20 protein-coding genes are annotated in these 18,877 nt (G+C 59.7%); 12 read left to right on the forward strand and 8 right to left on the reverse strand.

Features of this window, described 5'->3' with window-relative positions; translation table 11 throughout:
- Positions 1 to 2: 2 nt before the first annotated feature.
- The 5 genes from aguB to AC0J41_RS10815 all read left to right on the forward strand — a co-directional run bounded on the left by aguB (position 3) and on the right by AC0J41_RS10815 (position 5,265).
- Positions 3 to 911, forward strand: coding sequence for an N-carbamoylputrescine amidase (aguB, locus tag AC0J41_RS10795; RefSeq protein WP_473015514.1), 909 nt, complete (start codon positions 3 to 5; stop codon positions 909 to 911).
- A 2-nt stretch (positions 912 to 913) separates the two neighbouring features.
- Complete coding sequence (locus AC0J41_RS10800) at positions 914 to 2,014, forward strand: extracellular solute-binding protein (RefSeq protein ID WP_473015515.1); 1,101 nt, start codon at positions 914 to 916, stop codon at positions 2,012 to 2,014.
- A 47-nt stretch (positions 2,015 to 2,061) separates the two neighbouring features.
- The gene (locus tag AC0J41_RS10805) at positions 2,062 to 3,183 is read left to right on the forward strand and encodes an agmatine deiminase family protein (protein WP_473015516.1); all 1,122 of its coding nucleotides are present in this window, start codon (positions 2,062 to 2,064) and stop codon (positions 3,181 to 3,183) included.
- Positions 3,184 to 3,233: 50 nt separating this feature from the next.
- The gene (locus AC0J41_RS10810; RefSeq protein WP_473015518.1) at positions 3,234 to 4,256 is read left to right on the forward strand and encodes a GlxA family transcriptional regulator; all 1,023 of its coding nucleotides are present in this window, start codon (positions 3,234 to 3,236) and stop codon (positions 4,254 to 4,256) included.
- 310 nt (positions 4,257 to 4,566) lie between these two features.
- Positions 4,567 to 5,265 (forward strand): alpha/beta hydrolase, encoded by a 699-nt coding sequence (locus AC0J41_RS10815; protein ID WP_473015519.1) that lies wholly within the window; start codon positions 4,567 to 4,569, stop codon positions 5,263 to 5,265.
- 22 nt (positions 5,266 to 5,287) lie between these two features.
- On the opposite strand, the gene AC0J41_RS10820 is transcribed toward AC0J41_RS10815, so the two are convergent.
- Both AC0J41_RS10820 and AC0J41_RS10825 read right to left on the reverse strand, forming a co-directional pair.
- On the reverse strand, positions 5,288 to 6,307 hold the full coding sequence (locus AC0J41_RS10820) for an AraC family transcriptional regulator (RefSeq protein ID WP_025112096.1): 1,020 nt from the start codon (positions 6,305 to 6,307) through the stop codon (positions 5,288 to 5,290).
- 90 nt (positions 6,308 to 6,397) lie between these two features.
- The gene (locus tag AC0J41_RS10825; protein ID WP_025112097.1) at positions 6,398 to 7,093 is read right to left on the reverse strand and encodes an SDR family NAD(P)-dependent oxidoreductase; all 696 of its coding nucleotides are present in this window, start codon (positions 7,091 to 7,093) and stop codon (positions 6,398 to 6,400) included.
- Between the two features lie 477 nt (positions 7,094 to 7,570).
- On the opposite strand from AC0J41_RS10825, the gene AC0J41_RS10830 reads away from it, so the two are divergent.
- Both AC0J41_RS10830 and AC0J41_RS10835 read left to right on the forward strand, forming a co-directional pair.
- Positions 7,571 to 9,076, forward strand: a complete 1,506-nt coding sequence (locus AC0J41_RS10830; RefSeq protein WP_473015520.1) for a sensor domain-containing diguanylate cyclase — start codon at positions 7,571 to 7,573, stop codon at positions 9,074 to 9,076.
- Positions 9,077 to 9,281: 205 nt separating this feature from the next.
- Positions 9,282 to 10,688: an amino acid permease gene (locus AC0J41_RS10835; RefSeq protein WP_473015521.1), complete on the forward strand. Its 1,407-nt coding sequence runs from the start codon at positions 9,282 to 9,284 to the stop codon at positions 10,686 to 10,688.
- Positions 10,689 to 10,700: 12 nt separating this feature from the next.
- On the opposite strand, the gene AC0J41_RS10840 is transcribed toward AC0J41_RS10835, so the two are convergent.
- Positions 10,701 to 11,633 carry an AraC family transcriptional regulator gene (locus tag AC0J41_RS10840; RefSeq protein ID WP_473015522.1) on the reverse strand — a complete coding sequence of 311 codons (933 nt, stop codon included), beginning with the start codon at positions 11,631 to 11,633 and terminating at the stop codon, positions 10,701 to 10,703.
- Between the two features lie 175 nt (positions 11,634 to 11,808).
- Between AC0J41_RS10840 and AC0J41_RS10845 the strand changes: the two genes are divergently transcribed.
- Positions 11,809 to 12,858, forward strand: coding sequence for an NAD(P)-dependent alcohol dehydrogenase (locus AC0J41_RS10845; RefSeq protein WP_473015523.1), 1,050 nt, complete (start codon positions 11,809 to 11,811; stop codon positions 12,856 to 12,858).
- 55 nt (positions 12,859 to 12,913) lie between these two features.
- Positions 12,914 to 14,155 (forward strand): MFS transporter, encoded by a 1,242-nt coding sequence (locus AC0J41_RS10850; protein WP_473015525.1) that lies wholly within the window; start codon positions 12,914 to 12,916, stop codon positions 14,153 to 14,155.
- Here AC0J41_RS10850 and AC0J41_RS10855 read toward each other — a convergent pair.
- Positions 14,132 to 14,710, reverse strand: a complete 579-nt coding sequence (locus AC0J41_RS10855) for a DUF4337 domain-containing protein (RefSeq protein ID WP_473015526.1) — start codon at positions 14,708 to 14,710, stop codon at positions 14,132 to 14,134. The two genes, AC0J41_RS10850 and AC0J41_RS10855, sit on opposite strands and share 24 nt — an antisense overlap.
- 129 nt (positions 14,711 to 14,839) lie before the next feature.
- Here AC0J41_RS10855 and AC0J41_RS10860 point away from each other — a divergent pair, with 129 nt between their 5' ends.
- Positions 14,840 to 15,061, forward strand: coding sequence for a hypothetical protein (locus tag AC0J41_RS10860; RefSeq protein WP_025112104.1), 222 nt, complete (start codon positions 14,840 to 14,842; stop codon positions 15,059 to 15,061).
- A 227-nt stretch (positions 15,062 to 15,288) separates the two neighbouring features.
- Here AC0J41_RS10860 and AC0J41_RS10865 read toward each other — a convergent pair whose 3' ends face one another.
- Positions 15,289 to 15,828 carry a GAF domain-containing protein gene (locus tag AC0J41_RS10865; RefSeq protein WP_473015527.1) on the reverse strand — a complete coding sequence of 180 codons (540 nt, stop codon included), beginning with the start codon at positions 15,826 to 15,828 and terminating at the stop codon, positions 15,289 to 15,291.
- A 368-nt stretch (positions 15,829 to 16,196) separates the two neighbouring features.
- Here AC0J41_RS10865 and AC0J41_RS10870 point away from each other — a divergent pair, with 368 nt between their 5' ends.
- On the forward strand, positions 16,197 to 16,427 hold the full coding sequence (locus AC0J41_RS10870; protein WP_473015986.1) for a hypothetical protein: 231 nt from the start codon (positions 16,197 to 16,199) through the stop codon (positions 16,425 to 16,427).
- Here the strand turns inward: AC0J41_RS10870 and AC0J41_RS10875 are convergent, their stop codons facing one another.
- The 3 genes from AC0J41_RS10875 to AC0J41_RS10885 all read right to left on the reverse strand — a co-directional run bounded on the left by AC0J41_RS10875 (position 16,428) and on the right by AC0J41_RS10885 (position 18,032).
- Complete coding sequence (locus AC0J41_RS10875; protein WP_473015528.1) at positions 16,428 to 17,108, reverse strand: SOS response-associated peptidase family protein; 681 nt, start codon at positions 17,106 to 17,108, stop codon at positions 16,428 to 16,430.
- 135 nt (positions 17,109 to 17,243) lie between these two features.
- Positions 17,244 to 17,486, reverse strand: a complete 243-nt coding sequence (locus AC0J41_RS10880; RefSeq protein ID WP_473015529.1) for a hypothetical protein — start codon at positions 17,484 to 17,486, stop codon at positions 17,244 to 17,246.
- Between the two features lie 117 nt (positions 17,487 to 17,603).
- Positions 17,604 to 18,032 carry a hypothetical protein gene (locus AC0J41_RS10885; RefSeq protein WP_025112109.1) on the reverse strand — a complete coding sequence of 143 codons (429 nt, stop codon included), beginning with the start codon at positions 18,030 to 18,032 and terminating at the stop codon, positions 17,604 to 17,606.
- Between the two features lie 243 nt (positions 18,033 to 18,275).
- Here AC0J41_RS10885 and AC0J41_RS10890 point away from each other — a divergent pair, with 243 nt between their 5' ends.
- On the forward strand, positions 18,276 to 18,725 hold the full coding sequence (locus AC0J41_RS10890; RefSeq protein ID WP_473015530.1) for a hypothetical protein: 450 nt from the start codon (positions 18,276 to 18,278) through the stop codon (positions 18,723 to 18,725).
- Positions 18,726 to 18,877 lie beyond the last annotated feature (152 nt).

Genomic DNA, 18,877 nt, shown 5'->3' on the forward strand with positions numbered 1-18,877 from the left:
CGATGAGCCATCTGACCATCGCCACTACCCAAATGCCGTGCACCTGGGACCTGCAGCACAACCTCGATCAGGCCGAGCAACTGGTTCGCGAGGCGGCCGCGAAGGGCGCGCAGGTAATCCTGTTGCAGGAGCTGTTCGCCACGCCGTACTTCTGCATCGAGCAAAGCCACAAACACTTGGCGCTGGCCGAGGAGTTTCGCGACAGCCGCATGCTCCAGCGCTTCGCCGCACTGGCGAAAGAGCTGGGCGTGGTGCTGCCGTTGAGCTGGTTCGAGAAGGCCGGCAATGCGTATTTCAATTCGCTGACTGTCGCCGATGCCGACGGGCGCCTGTCGGGGGTGTATCGCAAGACCCACATCCCCAACGCCATTGGTTATCAGGAGAAGGAATATTTCAGCCCCGGCGACAGCGGCTTCAAAGTCTGGGACACCGCGTTCGGCCGCCTCGGCGTGGGCATCTGCTGGGATCAGTGGTTCCCCGAAACGGCGCGTTGTCTGGCGTTGATGGGCGCTGAAGTGCTGCTGTTTCCCACCGCCATCGGCTCTGAGCCTGGCTGTGCGGCGCTGGATTCTCGCGACCACTGGCAGATGACCATGCGTGGTCATGCGGCCGCCAATCTGTTGCCGGTGGTGGCTTCCAACCGTGTCGGGGGCGAGGTCGCGACCACCGATCCGGCGCTGCACATGCGCTTCTACGGCTCGTCGTTCATCAGCGACCACAAGGGCAAGTTGCTCGCCGAGGCCGACCGCGACAGCACCGGCGTGCTGGTGCGCAGCCTCGATCTCGACGCCATGCGCGAGGAGCGCCTGAGCTGGGGCATCTACCGTGATCGCCGGCCGGACATGTATGGCGCACTGCTCAGTCATGACGGTCGCCACCTGCATGCACGCTGGAATACTCAAGGGGTTTGAACATGGCTACGCACCACAAACGACTGCTCGGCGCGCTGGGTCTGGCGCTGACTTGCGTGATCCCGTCGCTGCATGCCGAGGACAAAACCCTGCGGCTGTACAACTGGGCCGATTATTTTGCCGAAGACACCCTGAGCCGGTTCACCGTCGAAACCGGGATCAAGGTGATCTACGACGTCATGGACGGCAGCGAAACCCTCGAAGCCAAGATGCTCTCCGGTGGCAGCGGCTACGATCTGATCTTCCCCGGTGACACCGTGGCCGAGCGCCTGATGCGTGCCGGCAGCCTGATGCCGCTGGATCAATCGAAGCTCACAGCACTGGCCGACATCGAACCCGGCCTGCAGAAATTGCGCAGCCATTACGAACATTCCAGCCAGGCCACCGTGCCCTACACTTGGGGCACCATCGGCCTGACGTATAACGCCGCGCAGATCCAGCAGCGTATGGCCGATGCGCCGGTCAACAGCCTGGATCTGCTGTTCAAACCGGAACTGGCGGCGAAATTTGCTGATTGCGGGATCTCGATGATCGACTCGCCGGATGAGGTGCTGGCAGTGGTGCTCAATTATCTGGGACGCGACCCGCGCAGCGCCAAACCGGCAGATCTGGCGGCGGCCAGTGACTTGCTGATGAAACTGCGCCCGTACATTCGCAAGTTCCAGTCGCAGCCGGTGACCGATCTGGTCAACGGCAACCTGTGCCTGTCGCTGGGTTACAGCGGCGACATGACCCAGGCTCAACGCACCTCGGACAGCGCTGGCAAGATCACGAAATTCCAGTACCGCATTCCCCGCGAGGGTACTACGGTGTGGATGGACACCATGGCGATTCCGGTCGATGCCAAACACCCGGAGTACGCCTACGCATTCATCAACTTCGTGATGCGCCCGCAGAACATGGCCGCGATCAGTAACTTCACCGGCTACCCGACCTCCAACGCCAAGGCGCGAGCCAGTGTCGATGCCGCCATGCGCGACAACCCGGACATCTACCTCGACGACGCGACCTATGCTCGATTGATCCCGGGCAAGGACATTCCCCAGGCCGACATGCGCGCCCGCATGCGTACCTGGACAAAGTTCAAAACCGCCACCCCGTGACGCAACCGCCGGCGCCTGGTCGCCGGCCATTTTTCAGGAAAGCCAACATGTCGACTCGTCGTGAGTTCATCAAACAAGTATCGGTCGCCGCCGGTGTCAGCGCCGCGTTCATGGGCCTTGGCCTGTCGCCGGGCAAACTGCTGGCAGCCAGCGCGCCGGATTGGTTCATGCCGGACGAGGGCGACCAGCACGAACGCGCGTTCATCGCGTTCGGTGCGCAGGACGCGATCTGGGAAGACTTCACCGCTGACGTGCAGGCCGCGCTGGGCCGCATCGCCCGCGCCATTGCCCGGTATGAGCCGGTGACGGTGTTCTGTCGCAAAGGCGAGCGCAGCCTGGCCGAAGAGTATTGCGGCACGAGCAATGTCACTTACGTGACTGCGGCGCTCGACGACATCTGGATGCGTGACATCGGCGCCAACTTCGTCATCGACGACAAGGGCGGTCTCGGTGCGGTGGACTTCAACTTCAATGGTTGGGGCGACAAACAGCAGCACAGCAAGGATGCGAAAATCGCCGCGACAGTGGCCCATGATGCGCAAGCGACTTACCTGCGCAGCGAGCTGGTGGGCGAGGGCGGCGGCATCGAAGTCGACGGTCACGGCACCGGGATCATGACCGAAAGCAGCTGGATCAACAGCAACCGCAATCCGGGCTGGAGCAAGGCTGACGTCGAGGCCGAACTGAAGGCGCGGCTGGGCTTGCGCAAAATCATCTGGCTGCCGGGGATCAAGGGCAAGGACATCACCGACGCCCACGTCGATTTCTACGCGCGGTTCATCAAGCCCGGCGTGGTCATCGCCAACCTCGATACCGACCCGCAATCCTACGATCACCAGGTCACGTTGGCGCACCTGGAGATTCTCAAGAAGGCCACCGACGCTGACGGCCGGCCGCTACAGATCCACACCGTTTCGCCGCCGCTCAATCCACGCAAGAGCAAATTCAGCAAGAACAACCCGGATTTCGCCGCCGGTTACATCAACTACTTCGTGATTAACGGTGCGATTATCGCCCCGGAATTCGGTGACAAGGCGGCCGATCAGAAGGCTTACGAGCTGCTGTCGAAGCTATACCCGGAGCGCAAAGTCGAGCTGCTGAACATCGATGCGATTGCTGCCGGCGGCGGCGGGATTCACTGTGTGACCAGTCATCAGCCGCAAGCGTGATTGACTCTTTGGCCCATCGAGCCAACTATCGGCGGATAACAACATGACCGATGGGCCAGACCTTGATCGAACGACGTCAATTCAGCGGAGGCATGAAGGGCAAAAATCTCCGCTATCTGAATGAACAATCTGCTGACTTCTGCCTCACCCGCACCGGTTTCCTGCTGCTGGAACACTTTTCGCTGCCGGCCTTCACCCAGGCCCTGGATACGATCATTACCGCCAACCTGTTGCGTGCCGGGCTGTTCGCTTCGCGCACGTTCGGTCTGGGTGAAGGCGAGGTGATCAGTGATCTGGGCCTGGTGATTCGCCCCGATGCACGCATTGACCCGGCCAGCCTTGCCGAGCTGGATCTGTTGGTGGTGTGCGGCGGTTATCGCACGGAACTGAAAGCCAGTGAGGAGTTGATCAGCCTGTTGCGCGCGGCGGCGGAACGCGGTGTCAGCCTGGCCGGTTTGTGGAACGGTGCGTGGTTCCTCGGGCGGGCCGGGTTGCTCGATGGTTATCGTTGCGCGATTCACCCGGAACACCGGCCTGCGCTCACGGAAATTTCCAAGTCGACTCAGGTCAGCAGCGAACCTTATGTGATCGATCGCGACCGGCTCACGGCGTCCAGCCCGTCGGGGGCTTTCCACATGGCGCTGGACTGGATCAAGGGCCTGCACGGCAAGGCATTGGTTGAAGGGATCGAAGACATTCTGGCATTCGAGGAGTCGCGGTATCGGCGGATCAAGCCGGATGAAAACCTCTGCGTCAGCGCACCGTTGCGCGAGGTGGTCAAACTGATGGACGCCAACCTCGAAGAGCCGCTGGAGCTTGAGCAACTGGCGGTGTATGCCGGCCGCTCGCGACGGCAGTTGGAGCGTTTGTTCAAGGAGCAACTGGGCACCACGCCGCAGCGCTACTACCTGGAACTGCGCATCACCGAAGCTCGCCGGCTGTTGCAGCACACCGAGCTGTCGCAGATGGAAGTGCTGGTGGCGTGTGGTTTTGTGTCGCCGAGCCATTTCAGCAAATGCTACAGCGCGTTTTTCGGCTATCGACCGTCCAAGGAAAAGCGCCTGGTCAAATAGGCCGAGCCGTTGTTCGTCTCCAGCCAAAGACGCCTCCCCATGTGGTCAGAACCACAGGCCCAGCGCATCCCCATGTGGGAGCGAGCCTGCTCGCGAAAGCGGTGTGTCAGTCAGCATATGAGGTGGCTGATATGGCCTCTTCGCGAGCAAGCCCGCTCCCACAATTTTGATTGGGTGGTGTCAGGGCCTCTGGCGCCGCGCCGGCCTATGGTTGTGTCGTGCTCAAGTCCTTGGTGGCCCAACTCGTGAATCGGTTCCATACTCCTGCGGCGGTTTGGCAAACATCTTCGATCCTGACAGGAGCAAGGCCATGAGCAATAAACCGACGATCGTGCTGGTACACGGTTTCTGGGGGGGCGCGGCGCATTGGGGCCACGTCATTGTCGAGCTGACGCGCAAGGGCTACACGGATATCCGGGCGGTGGAGATGCCACTGACTTCGCTGGCCGACGATGCCGAGCGCACCCGCAAGATGATTGCGCAACAGCCCGGGCCGGTGCTGCTGGTCGGGCACTCCTACGGTGGGGCGGTGATCACCGAGGCCGGTAATCAGCCCAACGTTGTCGGTCTGGTGTACATCGCCGCGTTCGCCCCGGATGCCGGTGAAAGCCCGGGCGGCCTGACTCAGCAACATCTGCCGCAAGCTGCGCCGAATCTGGAACCGGACAGCGACGGTTTTCTGTGGCTCAAGGCTGACAAGTTTCATGAAAGCTTCTGCCAGGACCTGCCGGCCGATGAAGCGCTGGTCATGGCGGTCACCCAGAAAGCGCCGGTGGCCAGCACCTTTGGCGATCCGATCAGCAACCCTGCGTGGAAAAACAAGCCGAGCTGGTATCAGATCTCCAGTCAGGATCACATGATCCACCCGGACAACCAGAAGATGATGTCGGCGCGCCTCGGTGCGAAGAAAGTCATCACGCTGGATGCCAGCCATGCTTCGCTGGCGTCACGCGCGGCCGAGGTGGCGGCGTTGATCGATGAGGCGGCGACGTCAGCGTCGAGCGCCTGAGGTCGCGGAGCACGTAAGCGGCTTATCTGGCCCGCAGCAACTTACGGTAATCCACCGGCGAGATCCCGCGGGCCTGGCGGAAGGAATGACTGAACGAGCTGGCCTGCGAGTAGCCCAGCATCAGGGCGATGTTCATGATGCTGGTCTCGGTGCGACGCAGGTAATGGTCGGCCAGTTCCATGCGCATGGTTTCCAGTACCTGATTGAAGTTTTCGCCTTCCGCCGCGAGTTTGCGCTGCAAAGTACGCGGCGAAATCGCCAACTGCCGGGCCAGGCTTTTCAGGCTGAAATCGCCGGTCGGCAACTGTTCGGTGAGCAGGGCACGCAAACGGTCGGTCACGGAAAACGCCGGGTATGACAGACACAACTGCCAGTCGGCTTCCAGCAGCATGCTGCGATGCATGCGCGGGTCGGCGCCCTGGATCCGCGCCGAGAGTGTCGACTCGGCAAACACCAGCGCGTTGCTCCCGGCCTCGAATTGCACCGGGCAGCCAAAAAAATGCTCATACAACGCCGGTTCGCCGACAGCGGCATGCATCATTCGCACCTCCAGCATCGGTTGGTTGCTGGCGATCAACCAGCGGCCGAACGCCGCCCAGCCAACCATCAGGGCTTCCTGATGCAGGGCGCAATAAGGTTCCAGTTCATTGGTGCGCTGATCTTCGAGGGTCACGCGGCCGTCGCCGATGACGATCCGGGTCTGACTGGAAGGGCTGTCGTAGACGATCTTGCCGAAGCGCAAAATCATGTTCAGCGACTCACCCAGTGTCGCGCTGGTCATCAGCACATAACCCAGCACGCCGTAGGTGCCGGGGCGTACGGCCGCGCCGACCAGCAGGCCGAAATGCGTCAGGTTGCTGCTGCGCGCCGCCAGTTCCAGCAGGGCACGCAGCTGCTTCATGGGAATGCGCACGATGGAGTCGGACAACTGCTCGCGTGAGAGTCCGGTCTGGTGCAACAGCCAATCGCCATCGCAGCCGTGTTGTTCGGCGACATCAAGGACGTGGTTGACGAAGGCAGCGCTGGAGGTGGCGGGTCGCATGGGGGGAGGGGAAGTCCGGTAATCCGGTGATCTTGCTTTTCCGAAAGGTGAAGGAAGCGACGTCGCCAAGGCGCGCGGCGTCAGTAGACCCTACATGCGCCCGATCACCGGGATGCCGGTACCGGTGACCGCCGAAGCTTGTTCCGAGATCAGAAACAGAATGACCGCCGCCAGTTGGGCCGGGGTGACCCAGCGCTGATGCTCGGCGTCGGGCATGGCCTCACGATTTTGCGGGGTGTCGAGGATGCTGGGCAGCACGGCATTGACGGTGATGCTCATGTCCTTGAGCTCTTCGGCCAGGCTTTCGGTCAGACGCAGTACGCTGGATTTCGACGCGGCGTAGGCGCCCATGCCCAGCCCGGCTTTCGCGGCCATGCTCGCACCGATATTGACGATGCGCCCCGCCGAGGACTGCAGCAGCAACGGCAGCAGGGCCTTGCTGGCGTTCAATGCGGTTCGAAGGTTCAGCGTGTAGAGCCGATCCCAGGCGTCTATCGCCCCGCCGAGCAACGGCTCCCACGCATAGCCGCCGGCGCCATTGACCAGCGCATCGAGTCGGCCGAAATAGCGGTTGATCTGCCGGGCGACCTCCTGGCAATCGGCGAGAGACGCCAGATCAATGCCGGACAGGACCAGTCGATTGTGCGAACTGGGCAGCGCAATCGTCGCCTGATCGATCAGCACCAGATCCGCGCCCTGGGCCGCCGCCATGTCCGCCAGGGTCTCGCCGAGATTCCCCAGGGCGCCGGTAATCGCCACAACGCGCCGTGAGAGTGACTGAGTCATCGAGAGTCCTTTCCTTTTTAAGGGCGCATACTCTAATGATATCGGTCGCCCATGGCATGCTTTTGGATGTCAACTTGTTGTGCAAAAGTGCCAAAATTTCAGGCTTGGAGAAACCCGCGTAAAAGGTCGTGAAACAGGCGTCAGAAAGTTGGCTGTGGGCGGGGGCGCAGACCTCGGAAAGTGCCGTTTCATCGCGTATGAGCGGAATCCGCCGATTGTCGATTTCAGCTCCAGTCTGATGTTGAAAGCCTGATGATGGTTTGCTCTGGCATGCTTGTCACCGTTGCGCCGAGAGCGAAACTGCGCGCTTGAAATCCAGGACTCGGCTCGTGCGGGCCAGGCGTTGCAAAGCAGAAATACGCTGCATAATCCGTTGCTGCTTGTATCCTTGTTCACGACAAGGACAGGCGGCTGCCGCCTTTGAGTCGATCCACCAGTCGCTGGAACGGAAAACCGGACTTTCCAATAGGTAGTAATGTGAAGCGTGATACCCGCCTCGTGGTGCTTTTGTTGTTGGTGATCGGTTGCTCCCTGGCGTCATTGACGGTGTGGAAGGTGTTGGCCTCTCGAGAACGGGCACTGGAAGAAGTCGATGTTCATGGCTTGAACCTGACCCAGGCGCTTGCGACTTACTCCGAAGGTATCGTCCGCCAGAGTTCACTGCTGTTGCTCGGACTCGTCGAACGCCTGGAAACCGAAGGCAGTGGCCAGGCACAGATCGAGCGGCTGAGCGCCTTGGTCGACCGCCAACAGCCGTTGATGCCCCAGCTCAGTGGCGTCACCATCTACGATAATCAGGGACGCTGGCTGATGTCTTCCAATCGGCCGATTCCCGCCGGGGCGAGCAGCCGCGATCGCGTCTATTTCATCCATCATCGCGACGATCCATCCCGTGAGACCTTTATCGGTCCGCCGATTCAGAGCCGCTCCAATCAGGAGTGGGTGATTACCGTCAGCCGCCGTTTCAACGATGCTCACGGCGCGTTTGCCGGCGTGGTCGCGGTGACTTTGGGCGTCGAGAACTTCCTGCGCCTGTTTGGCAAGATCGACGTTGGGCAGGACGGCGCCATCGGCTTGTCCTATACCGATGGCACGTTGCTGGTGCGCTATCCGTTTCGAGAGCAGGACATGGGGCGCAACTTTTCCAGATCGCCGATTTATGCAAAGTATCTCGTCGATCGATCCGTCGGTACGGCATCGTTTACCTCCAGCCTGGATGGTGTTGAGCGGCTCTACGCCTTCCGCAAGAGTGATCGGCTGCCGCTGATAACCACTGTCGCACTCGGCAAGCGTGAGGCCCTCGCTGCCTGGCGCATGGAGGCATGGCTGTCGGCCGTGGTGGTGACGGGGCTGCTGGGGCTGACCGGCCTGATCGGCTGGTTCCTGATCCTGGATATCCGTCGGCGCACCAGGGCGGAAGATCAGTTGCGCGGGACGCAGCAGCAGTTGCTGTCATCCAATCGCCAGCTTGAGTTGCTGGCGATGAAGGACGCCCTGACGGGGCTGGCGAATCGGCGCTGCTTTGACCAGAGCCTCGCCATGGAGGCACGGCGTGCACAAAGGGATGGTACGACGCTGGCCTTGCTGATGATCGATATCGACTACTTCAAGCTGTACAACGATTCGTTCGGACATGTTGCCGGCGATACCTGTCTGCAGACCATTGGCAGAATCCTTGAGGCGTGTGTGCGGCGACCGTCAGATCTGCTCGCTCGTTACGGTGGCGAGGAGATGGGCGTCATCATGCCGGACACCGACAGTGGCGGCGCCGCAGTGGTGGCGCAGCTCATTCTCGACCGCCTGAAGCAAGAGAACATTGCGCACAACGCCAGTCCGTTCGGACGGCTGAGTGTGAGTATCGGGATCGCGACGGGCACAGGCCCGCAACTGGATCGTCTGCAAGGGTTGATCGAGGTGGCTGATCAGGCGCTGTACAACGCCAAGGCGCAGGGACGTGACCGGTTTGTGCGGGGGAATGGCTGACCTGCGTTTCCGGCGAACCCCGGCGCAGCGTCAAGTCAGCTGTCCTGCGCAGGATTGAGCGCAGCGCAGCATGTCGAAATCAGGCACGACGATGCCGCTCACGGGCCATTTTCGATCAGCGCCTGCCACGTAAGGTGACACATCGTTTCGTCGCCACCCTCAGTCAGTACGCCCGAACGTCGATCACCAGAGAACAACAAAAACAATGAATAGCTTGAACTCGAAGGACTCGAACGGTCAGCTGGCGCAGGGTTTCAAGCCGCGCCACGTCACCATGTTGTCAATTGCCGGGATCATCGGCGCAGGATTGTTCGTAGGCTCCGGACACGCCATCGCCGCGGCGGGTCCGGCCGTCATGCTGGCCTATCTGTGTTCTGGTCTGCTGGTGGTACTGGTCATGCGCATGCTCGGCGAAATGGCCGTGGCGCACCCGGATACCGGGTCTTTTTCCACCTATGCTGACCAGGCGATCGGTCGCTGGGCCGGGTTCACCATCGGCTGGCTCTACTGGTGGTTCTGGGTGTTGGTCATCCCCATCGAGGCGCTTGCTGCAGGCCACATCCTCAACCAGTGGTTTCCCCAGGTCGATGCCTGGCTGTTCGCGTTGTTGTCGATCGTGCTGCTGGTGATTACCAACCTGTTCAGTGTGTCCAAGTACGGCGAATTCGAATTCTGGTTCGCGCTGGCCAAGGTCGTGGCGATCATCGGCTTCATCGGTCTTGGCTTCGCGGTACTGATGGGCTGGTTGCCTGAGCATCAAGCCAGTGGGGTGAGCCAACTGATGGAGCAACACGGCGGGTTTGCACCCAATGGCTTGTCCGCGGTGGTCGGGGCCTTCATCACCATCATGTTCAGTTTCATCGGTACGGAAGCGGTGACCATCGCGGCGGCGGAATCGAGCAATCCCGCACAGAACATCGCCAAGGCCACGCGCTCGGTGATCTGGCGCATCAGCGTGTTCTACCTGTTGTCGATTTTCGTGGTCATTTCCGTTGTGCCCTGGAACGACCCTTTGCTGGCGTCCGTTGGCTCCTACCAGCGCGCGCTGGAGCTGATGAGCATTCCTCACGCGAAATCCATGGTCGATGTCGTCGTGCTGATCGCGGTTGCCAGTTGCATGAACTCGTCGATCTACATCTCGTCACGGATGCTGTTCTCGCTGGGGCGCCGTGGTGATGCGCCGCGCGCTTTGAAAGTGACATCGCCGGCAGGGGTGCCAAGGGCCGCCGTGGTCGCCAGTACCGTCATCGGCGCCGGGGTGACGCTGTTCAGCTACTTCATGCCCGCCGGACTGTTTCAGTTCCTGCTCGCCAGCTCCGGCGCCATCGCGTTGCTGGTGTATCTGGTGATCGCGATATCGCAGTTACGCATGCGCCGGATGCTTCTCCGTCGCAATGTCCAATTGGCCTTCCGGATGTGGCTGTTTCCCTGGCTGACCTATCTGGTCATCGCGTTTATCTGCGCCGCCCTGGCGGTGATGATGTTCACACCCGAACACCGGCTCGAGGTGACCTCGACCATTGGCCTGGCGTTGCTGATTTCCTTTATCGGGCTGATCGCTGCACGCCAGCATGGCGCGTCCAGGCCAGGGCTGGCGGTGGGGGAAGTCTAGCCATTGACTCGTTCAGTTCGCGACTGCACCGGGCGCTTCTGCCTCAAATGGCTGCCCGCGTAACAGGGCAATGTCGCGACTCGGCGCGGTGCCGAACAGGCGGCCATATTCACGGCTGAATTGCGAAGGGCTTTCGTAGCCGACCGCAAACGCTGCCCGCGAGACGTCCAGTTGCTCGGTCAGCATCAGCCGACGGGCCTCGTTCAGCCGCAGCCATTTCTGATATTGCAAAGGGCTCATGCCGGTGAGTTGGCGGAAATGATGGTGGAAGGTCGGCGTGCTCATCTGCACCCGCGCCGCCAGCTCTTCGATGCGCAGCACCTCGGTGTAGTTGACCTTGAGCCAGTCGATGGCTTTGGCGATGCGATAACCCTGGCCATCCACGGCAATGATTTGTCGCAGCCGCGCGCCTTGATCGGTATTGAGCAGTCGATAGTGGATTTCCCGCAGGATCAACGGCGCCAGCACCGGGATCGCCTCGGGCTCATCGAGCAATGTCAGCAGGCGATCAAGGGCGTCTTCGAGGGCGGGCGAGAGGCTGCCAATGCCCGCGCCTGTGCTCATCGAAGGATGGCGCCTGGCGGGCAAACCGCCCTTGCTGAGGGCCTCGGCGAGCATGCCGACATCCAGTTTCAGCACCAGCCCGACACAGGGCTGATCTGGACTGGCAAGCATCACCTCGGAGTTGGCGGGCAAGTCCAGTGAGGTGACCAGAAACCGCGACGGGTCGTAGCTGTAGCCCTCGCCACCGACCCACAAGCGTTTTTCACCACGGCCCACCAGAATCAGGCTCGGCTCGACCATACACACTGCCGGGGGCGCCGGCTGATCGCGACGAAACAGCGACAGCCCGGGTATGGCTGTGGCGAAGTCACCCGGCACGCTCACGCGCGGGTCAATGTTCAACGCCAACGGTGATTCATGGCGCAGGGGGCTATCGATCATGTGGGGGTCACTCCTGTTGATCGAACTCTAATCCGCTGCCGAGGCGTTTCCTATCCATCGCCCTGCATCCTCAGAGGATCAGGCAAGCATTCAAGAGGAATGCACTAGGGCAGAGGCGGATCGACCGGGAGAATGTGTCGGGCTGTTACAGGAAAGCCCTTATAGGAGAGTCCCTATGCAAGTCTTCGCTTATGGCGCCCATGCCGGCGATAAACCGCTTGAACCTCTGCGCATCACGCGTCGCGATCCCGGCCCGGAAGATGTACAGATCGAGATTGCCTACTGCGGTATCTGCCACTCGGATCTGCACCAGGTGCGCGCCGAATGGGAGGGTACGCAATACCCTTGTGTGCCCGGCCATGAAATCGTCGGTCGTGTCACGGCGGTAGGCCAAAAGGTCAGCGGGTTCGCCCCGGGCGATCTGGTCGGCGTGGGCTGCATCGTCGACAGCTGCAAGCATTGCGAAGAGTGTGCCGAAGGCCTCGAGAACTACTGCGACGGCATGATCGGCACCTACAATTTCCCGACCCCGGATGCCCCGGGCTGGACCCTCGGTGGCTACTCGCAGGCGATCGTTGTGCACCAGCGCTACGCACTGCGTATTCGTCATCCCGAAGCGCAGTTGGCTGCCGTGGCGCCGCTGCTGTGCGCGGGCATCACCACCTGGTCGCCGCTGCGGCACTGGAACGCTGGCCCCGGCAAGAAAGTCGGCGTGGTGGGCGTCGGTGGCCTCGGTCACATGGGCATCAAACTGGCACATGCGCTGGGCGCGCATGTGGTGGCGTTCACCACCTCGGAATCGAAGCGTGAAGCAGCGAAAAGCCTGGGTGCCGATGAAGTGGTGGTCTCAAGCGATGCGCAGCAAATGGCCGCGCACCTGAAAAGCTTTGACCTGATCATCAATACCGTCGCTGCCCCGCACGACCTCGACGCTTTGCTGGTCCTGCTCAAGCGTGACGGCGTGATGACTCTGGTGGGCGCGCCGGCTTCGCCGCACCCATCGCCCAACGTGTTCAATCTGATCATGAAGCGTCGCACCCTGGCCGGATCGATGATCGGCGGCATCCCGCAAACCCAGGAGATGCTCGATTTCTGCGCCGAACACGGCATCGTTTCGGATATCGAGTTGATCCGTGCCGAGCAGATCAATGAGGCATACGAGCGCATGCTCAAAGGTGACGTCAAATACCGGTTCGTGATCGACAACGCGACGCTGGCGCAGTGAAAAACAGCGCGTCCGGGCAATCGCCCGGACGCCTCTCGTACCCCAGGTAGTTCCAATGACCTCTCTTTCCACAGAAAAGCGCGGCTGGAGCGCTGTGCTGGCCATGTCGTTGGCCGCATTCGCCCTGGTCGCCTCGGAATTCATGCCCGTCAGCCTGCTGACGCCCATTGCCGCAGAACTGCACATCAGCGAAGGCCAGGCCGGGCAGGGGATTGCCGTCTCCGGTGCCTTCGCCTTGTTCACCAGCCTGGCGATTGCCGCGGTCGCCGCGCGCGTTGAGCGCAAGAAGCTGCTGCTGTGCCTGACCTTGCTGATGATCGTGTCTGGCACGGTGGTCGCGTTTGCGCCGGGCTACCCGTCATTCATGTTTGGACGGGCCTTGATCGGCATCGCCATCGGCGGTTTCTGGTCATTGTCGGCGGCGACCGCCATGCGTCTGGTGCCGCCCGATCAGGTGTCCCGGGCGCTGGCCATCGTCAATGGCGGTAACGCGCTGGCGACAGTCATCGCCGCGCCGGCGGGTAGCTTCCTCGGCTCGCTGATAGGCTGGCGCGGAGCATTTTTCTGTGTGGTTCCCGTTGCGGCGATTGCGGCCGTGTGGCTGCTGATAAGCCTTCCATCTTTCAAGAACGAGCGCCAGGCGGGGAGCGGCAATGTCCTGCGTCTGATGAAGCGCTTGCCAGTCGCATTGGGCATGATCGCCGTCAGCGTATTTTTCATGGGGCAGTTCATGCTGTTCACCTACCTGCGCCCATTTCTTGAGGGGGTCACTGGCGTCGGCGTTTCGACGTTGTCCTTGATGCTGCTGGGACTGGGCCTTGCCGGTTTCATCGGCACTTTCCTGATCGAACGATTCATCGCCAAAGGCCTCTATCGCACGCTGACGGTGATCCCGCTGATTATGGCGATCATCGCACTGGCGCTGGTGAACGTCGGCGCCTCGCCATTGCTCACTGCAGCGCTGCTCGGCCTCTGGGGACTGGTCGCTACGGCGGCACCGGTCGGCTGGTGGACATGGCTGGCGCAGACGCTTGCGCAAGATGCTGAAGCCGGCGGAGGGTTGCTGGTGGCCATCGTGCAACTGGCGATCGCCGCAGGCGCAATCGTTGGTGGCCTGGCATTTGATCTGAGTGGTTACAAAGCCACATTCGAGCTTAGCGCAGCGGTGCTGGTTGTTGCGTCTGTGCTTGCCTGGCTGGCGGGGCGCACTGCGCAAAGAGATGCCGGTCATGCCCACCGCATCAACCCTGCCGAGCAGGGTCAGACTCAACGATCAAATATGCAGCCAGGCCAGTGAACCCAACATGACCCCCAAACCCGCAGCCCCAAAAGACACGCGTCTGAGCCATTCCTTGCGCGTCAGCAAGGTGATGGCCGCCAGTGAAATGGCGATCTGAATCGCGGTCATCGCCTGGGCCCAGCGGTGGTGCTGATGCAGCATCTGCTCCGATTTCTCATCCCATTCGTGCGCCTGTTGTTCAAGGGCTTCGGCCTTCTTGCGCGCTTGCTCTTTCTGCTCTCCGTAGCGCTGCACCTCGGCAACATAATGGGCGGAGTCCAGCCCCGGCAGATGGCTGGCCAGCTCCGACAGGTTCTGCCGGCTGGACTTGGCCTGGTAGTAACTCCATTCGTTGGCGGCTTCGGTCTTCTGGATGGCGGCGTTGTTCTTGTCCATCGCCGCCTCACTTTCCGTCGAGCCGGCCTGATAGCTCATCAAGGCACCGACAGTCGCCATGATCGCCGTCATGACTGCGATCTTGCTGGCAAAGCGATCGCCTTGTGCATGGGCATGGTGGGTAGTGTGTTCAATATGTTGTTCGTGAGGGCTTGGTACTTCGAACTCTTCAGGCATGGCTGTCGAACTTTGATGAGGGAGTCGGGAGGGGCGGCATTATGAGTGGTGGCTGGTTATTTAGACACAGGTGAGTGCTCGGGTCTGGTCTACAGTTGACGCGTGCGCTACCGGATGTGGAGAACGTGAATGTTCAACAAATATCCCGAACAGAAGGAGAGCCGAAGAGTATTTGGGGCACTTGGAGCAGCGTTCCTGGTGTTGGGGATATTTTTGATTGCCATCGAGGGAACAGGCGGTGTTCTTTTCACTGTCATGGGGAGCGTTCTGATGCTGCTAGTGCTGCTTTCGAATGAAAAGACGTATGCGAAGGTGCTGCGTGTTTTGGGTTGGTTCGACGGGCTTTCGTGAGTGGGCTCTGCGAGTGACGGTGCACTTGGGCATCGTCGGTTTCATCCGATGGTGCCGTTGGGCGCGAAGGGGAGTGCATTCGGGTGGCGTCGGCCGGTGGCGTGGATCATGCAGCCGTACGAACCCATCTTGAGTCGGTGCATGCTCATCGAATTACTGCCATCACCGAAACCGGCGATCAAGGGTTGAGCGTGTTGCAGGGGGGCCGAGCGTTATAAGAACCCTCATTACTCCGTGACGCTTGTTCCGGCCTTACCGTAGCCGCTCCCCGCACCCGTCAGGTTCGCGTAAAAAATGCACCCGATAAGTCTCGCGAATAGGCCTAATGTGTCCGCAAGATCCGGGTCATCAAACAAGACTGCCCGAGAATCCAAAGCACATAGCGCTCCCCACAGTTGTCCATCGGGAAGGAAAATAGGTGCTCCTGCGTAACTTTCAATCAAATATTGCTTCACAACTAATCGCGCAGAAAATCTGTCATTTTGACTGACCTGGGGAATGAAAAGTACTTGAGGATCCCTTCGGAATTCGCTGCAAAGCGTCGTTTCCAACTCCAAGGTATCCCCGGCGCTTATCCCTAGGCCCAGCGGATCGTAGGCGGAGCAAACTATCCATTCTGCTTCGGTGAATTTTGCGATTGCGGCAAAACGCGTCCCCGTCATCCGAGTGACGAGTTGCAGAATATTTGTGGTCGCCTCGATTTCAGCGATGGAGGAGCGCTCCTCCGCGCTGAGCGCTGCTCTGTGAATCGTGTCGCTAAGAGGCATACGTTCTTCTCCCGGTGATAAAAATTGCCAAGCAGCCATTGTTTTGCGTACTAAAAGTTAGCGTTATGATTCTAATCAAGTTTGAATCGTTCAATAGGTCGGTTTCTAATGGCTGTGATAGGAAAAGATGATTTGCGCGAATCTCAGGGTGCCATTCAGCCAGCGCATTCCCGCCGTTCTGTCTGACTGGCAGGAAGCTGATCGGCAGTCTTGATTTTCCATCCTCAATCGGATGTATTTAATTTTCAGACTTTGAGCCCCATGAACAAAACGTTTGCAGGATTGGAGGTTCTTTCGTCCTTCGTCTGGATCGCGCTTGTGTTTACGGTGATTTATTGGATATCGCATTAAGGTGATGGGTGGCAAATGTGGAAGGCGTAGTGCTGAGCGAAAAGATGCAGCGAGAAGCAGATCGACTGCTGGCGCAAATTGTCCGGGCCGACTCGATGATCATCGCTGTGAAGGCAGGTGCTCGGGCGGATGGCTTCGTGCTTGGACTGGAAACCGGCGGTGCTTTGCGTGCCGGCGATGCTGAAAAGCTGTACACCATTTTTGAAGCCGCGCTGGTGGAGCGTCTTAAAACTCTGTCGAAGCGCTGATCAATCGACCGGCTTGATCAGCTCCGGGCCTTGATTCCGGACGTTCCCCACGGCCCGGTCAACCTTGTACCATTCGAACGTCTCTGTCGGCTCGCCCTGGTGCAGCACCATCTGTTCGGCGCGCTCTTTCGGGGTGGCCGGGTCCAACCATTCCCGGGCGAGCTCGGGCGATAGCACCACGGGCCGGCGATCGTGAATATCGACCATGCCGCCGGCGCTGTCCGCGGTGATGATCACAAAGCCGTCATGCTCGCTTGGCGCGTGCTCCTCGTTCGGGTATTGGCCGATGGCGGCGCAGAGAATCGGCGACTGGTCCCGATGCCTGATCAGGTAGGGCTGCTTTCTCGGTTCTCCTTCGTCGACCCACTCGAACCAGTTGTTGATCGCGATGACCGTCCGGTGCGGCCAGATCGCGCGGAAGAACGGGCCATGGGCGACTTTCTCGACCCTGGCATTGATCGGCGCGGCGCGATCCTTGGCCCAGTGTGGTCGCCATCCCCACCGGACCATGTCGGCGTGAAGAAACTGGCCGTCCTGGTGGAAGAGCGCAAGTTGAGTGGTCGGCGCGGCGTTGTACTGCTCGATGGGCTGATCCCCGGTCGAGTTGACAAGTGCATTCGGCATGCTCAGCGCCGCCACGAAGTCGTGAATGCCGCTGTACTGGGAGAGTCGTCCGCACATCGACTGATTCCTCAAAGTGAACCCTGAGCCTAGCCCTCAGCTGTTCCTCTCGCGAGCTTCCCTCAGTAGGCGCTGATTCTCAAGGAAGAGGTGGTCACGCTGATCGGACACAACCTGTCCGAGTAGCTCTGCTCGTTAGCTTTGGAGTCGCGCAGCATCAGCGAAGGATTTCTTGAGTGCGACTTCTGCTTTGGCTTTGCCAGCAGACAGTTCATCGTTCATCTCGACCAGCTTGAATATGCGCTCTCTGGCTTGGCGCAGTTGCAGGTTCAGTTCCTCGAACTCATTTTCGTAAAGGGCGAGCTGCTGCGGGCAGGTTTCGAGCGGCGTCGGGCAGCCGAGCCAGTCGTCGGTGTTTTCGATGTCGGAGGGATCCACAGAAGCGCCTTGCTCTTATACGGTGATCGAGGCAGCAAAAGCGGGCTAGGGTTATGCAACGAGCTGTAATGAGCGGCTGCTTTCGGCCAGAAGCTGACATTTGCGAGCTGATAAGTGTCACCGTTCGCAGTGGCTGCTTTTCCGCAACTGCGAAATTAAAGCTTCGAGTGGCGATGCTTCTGTTAACTCTGAGGATACAACGTCGCCGCCACGAGCAATGACATCCAAGGTTGTATCCTGGAACGTAACCACCCAATGCCTCGCGCCCAATGTCCGCCAGTAGTTCGTTTCTTCAGTGCCTGTCAGTTCGTTGAAAGAGTACGGCTGCAAGCCGCTCGCCACGTAGCGATGGCGCCCCAAGCCCTGATCATTGATGGGGGCCAGACGATGGTCTATAAGCCCCGTAAACCTCACAACGGCAAGCGTTTCGTTTCCCGGCCGGAAGTATGCCACCCAGAGGCTAGCTGACGCTGCCAGTATCGCGGGTGATTCAGGAGTACCCAACTCGGGAGCGATGCACCAGATTGAGGATGTGACGTTTTGCATTTTTCCTATCACCTTAAGGCCAGAGCCAGGAGGGGTTTTCAGCAAGGGAATACTAAGCTTTTTTGCGACGTTTTCTACTTCTCGCGAAAGGCTGAAATCGGCCAGGAGCGGACGTGCCCCTCGCGGGTAATTCCAGTCGTACAGATGTGTCCCGCAAATCAGAAATATTTTTATTCCTCAAGAAGTAGCTTTTGATTACGGTCTACGCTCGACACATGGGTTGAAAAAGGGGCGCGCCAAAAAATGACAGGTAAAATAGATGCGATGCTTTACATCACAGAGAGCAGCTTTACTAGGAAAATCCTATTGCTTTCGAAGCTGACGAGTAAAGCGCGACTTGAACTAGTGATTTGGCTTTACCCAGAATCGAGCGCCGAAAGTATAATTGGCTTTCACGCCGACTCTCCAACCACAGTCAATGCTTTGCCGGTTACAACTTACCCGAGCCACATTGTCGGTAGATGCACTCAGCGACTTCAAATCACCGATGACTTAATTAAAATTATTGCCCTTAATGAAAGTGATTTTATTGGCGAGTGTGACAGCTTGTGCGTTTATCACCCCGACAAGGTCGAATGGGAAGTAGGCGTTATATTCCACGAAGGAGTTATCTTAATTAAGGATAGCTCTCTACTCGTTAACTTAGAGGCCCTTAATTTCAAGATTTCACCACACGCTCCATCTTGGTGGTGAACCACCGTTCGCTTCGAAACAGGTCAGGAAGCCAATGTTGACCTACTGGTGCCAGTCGCGACAGGCAGAAAACTGCCGATTCTGTTGAAAAAGTCGGATTTTCAGCTCGCCAGAGCTCAGGCATGGCTACCACCGGAGAACCCACTCACCAC

The organism is Pseudomonas sp. Arb-4-2C (assembly GCF_055755015.1).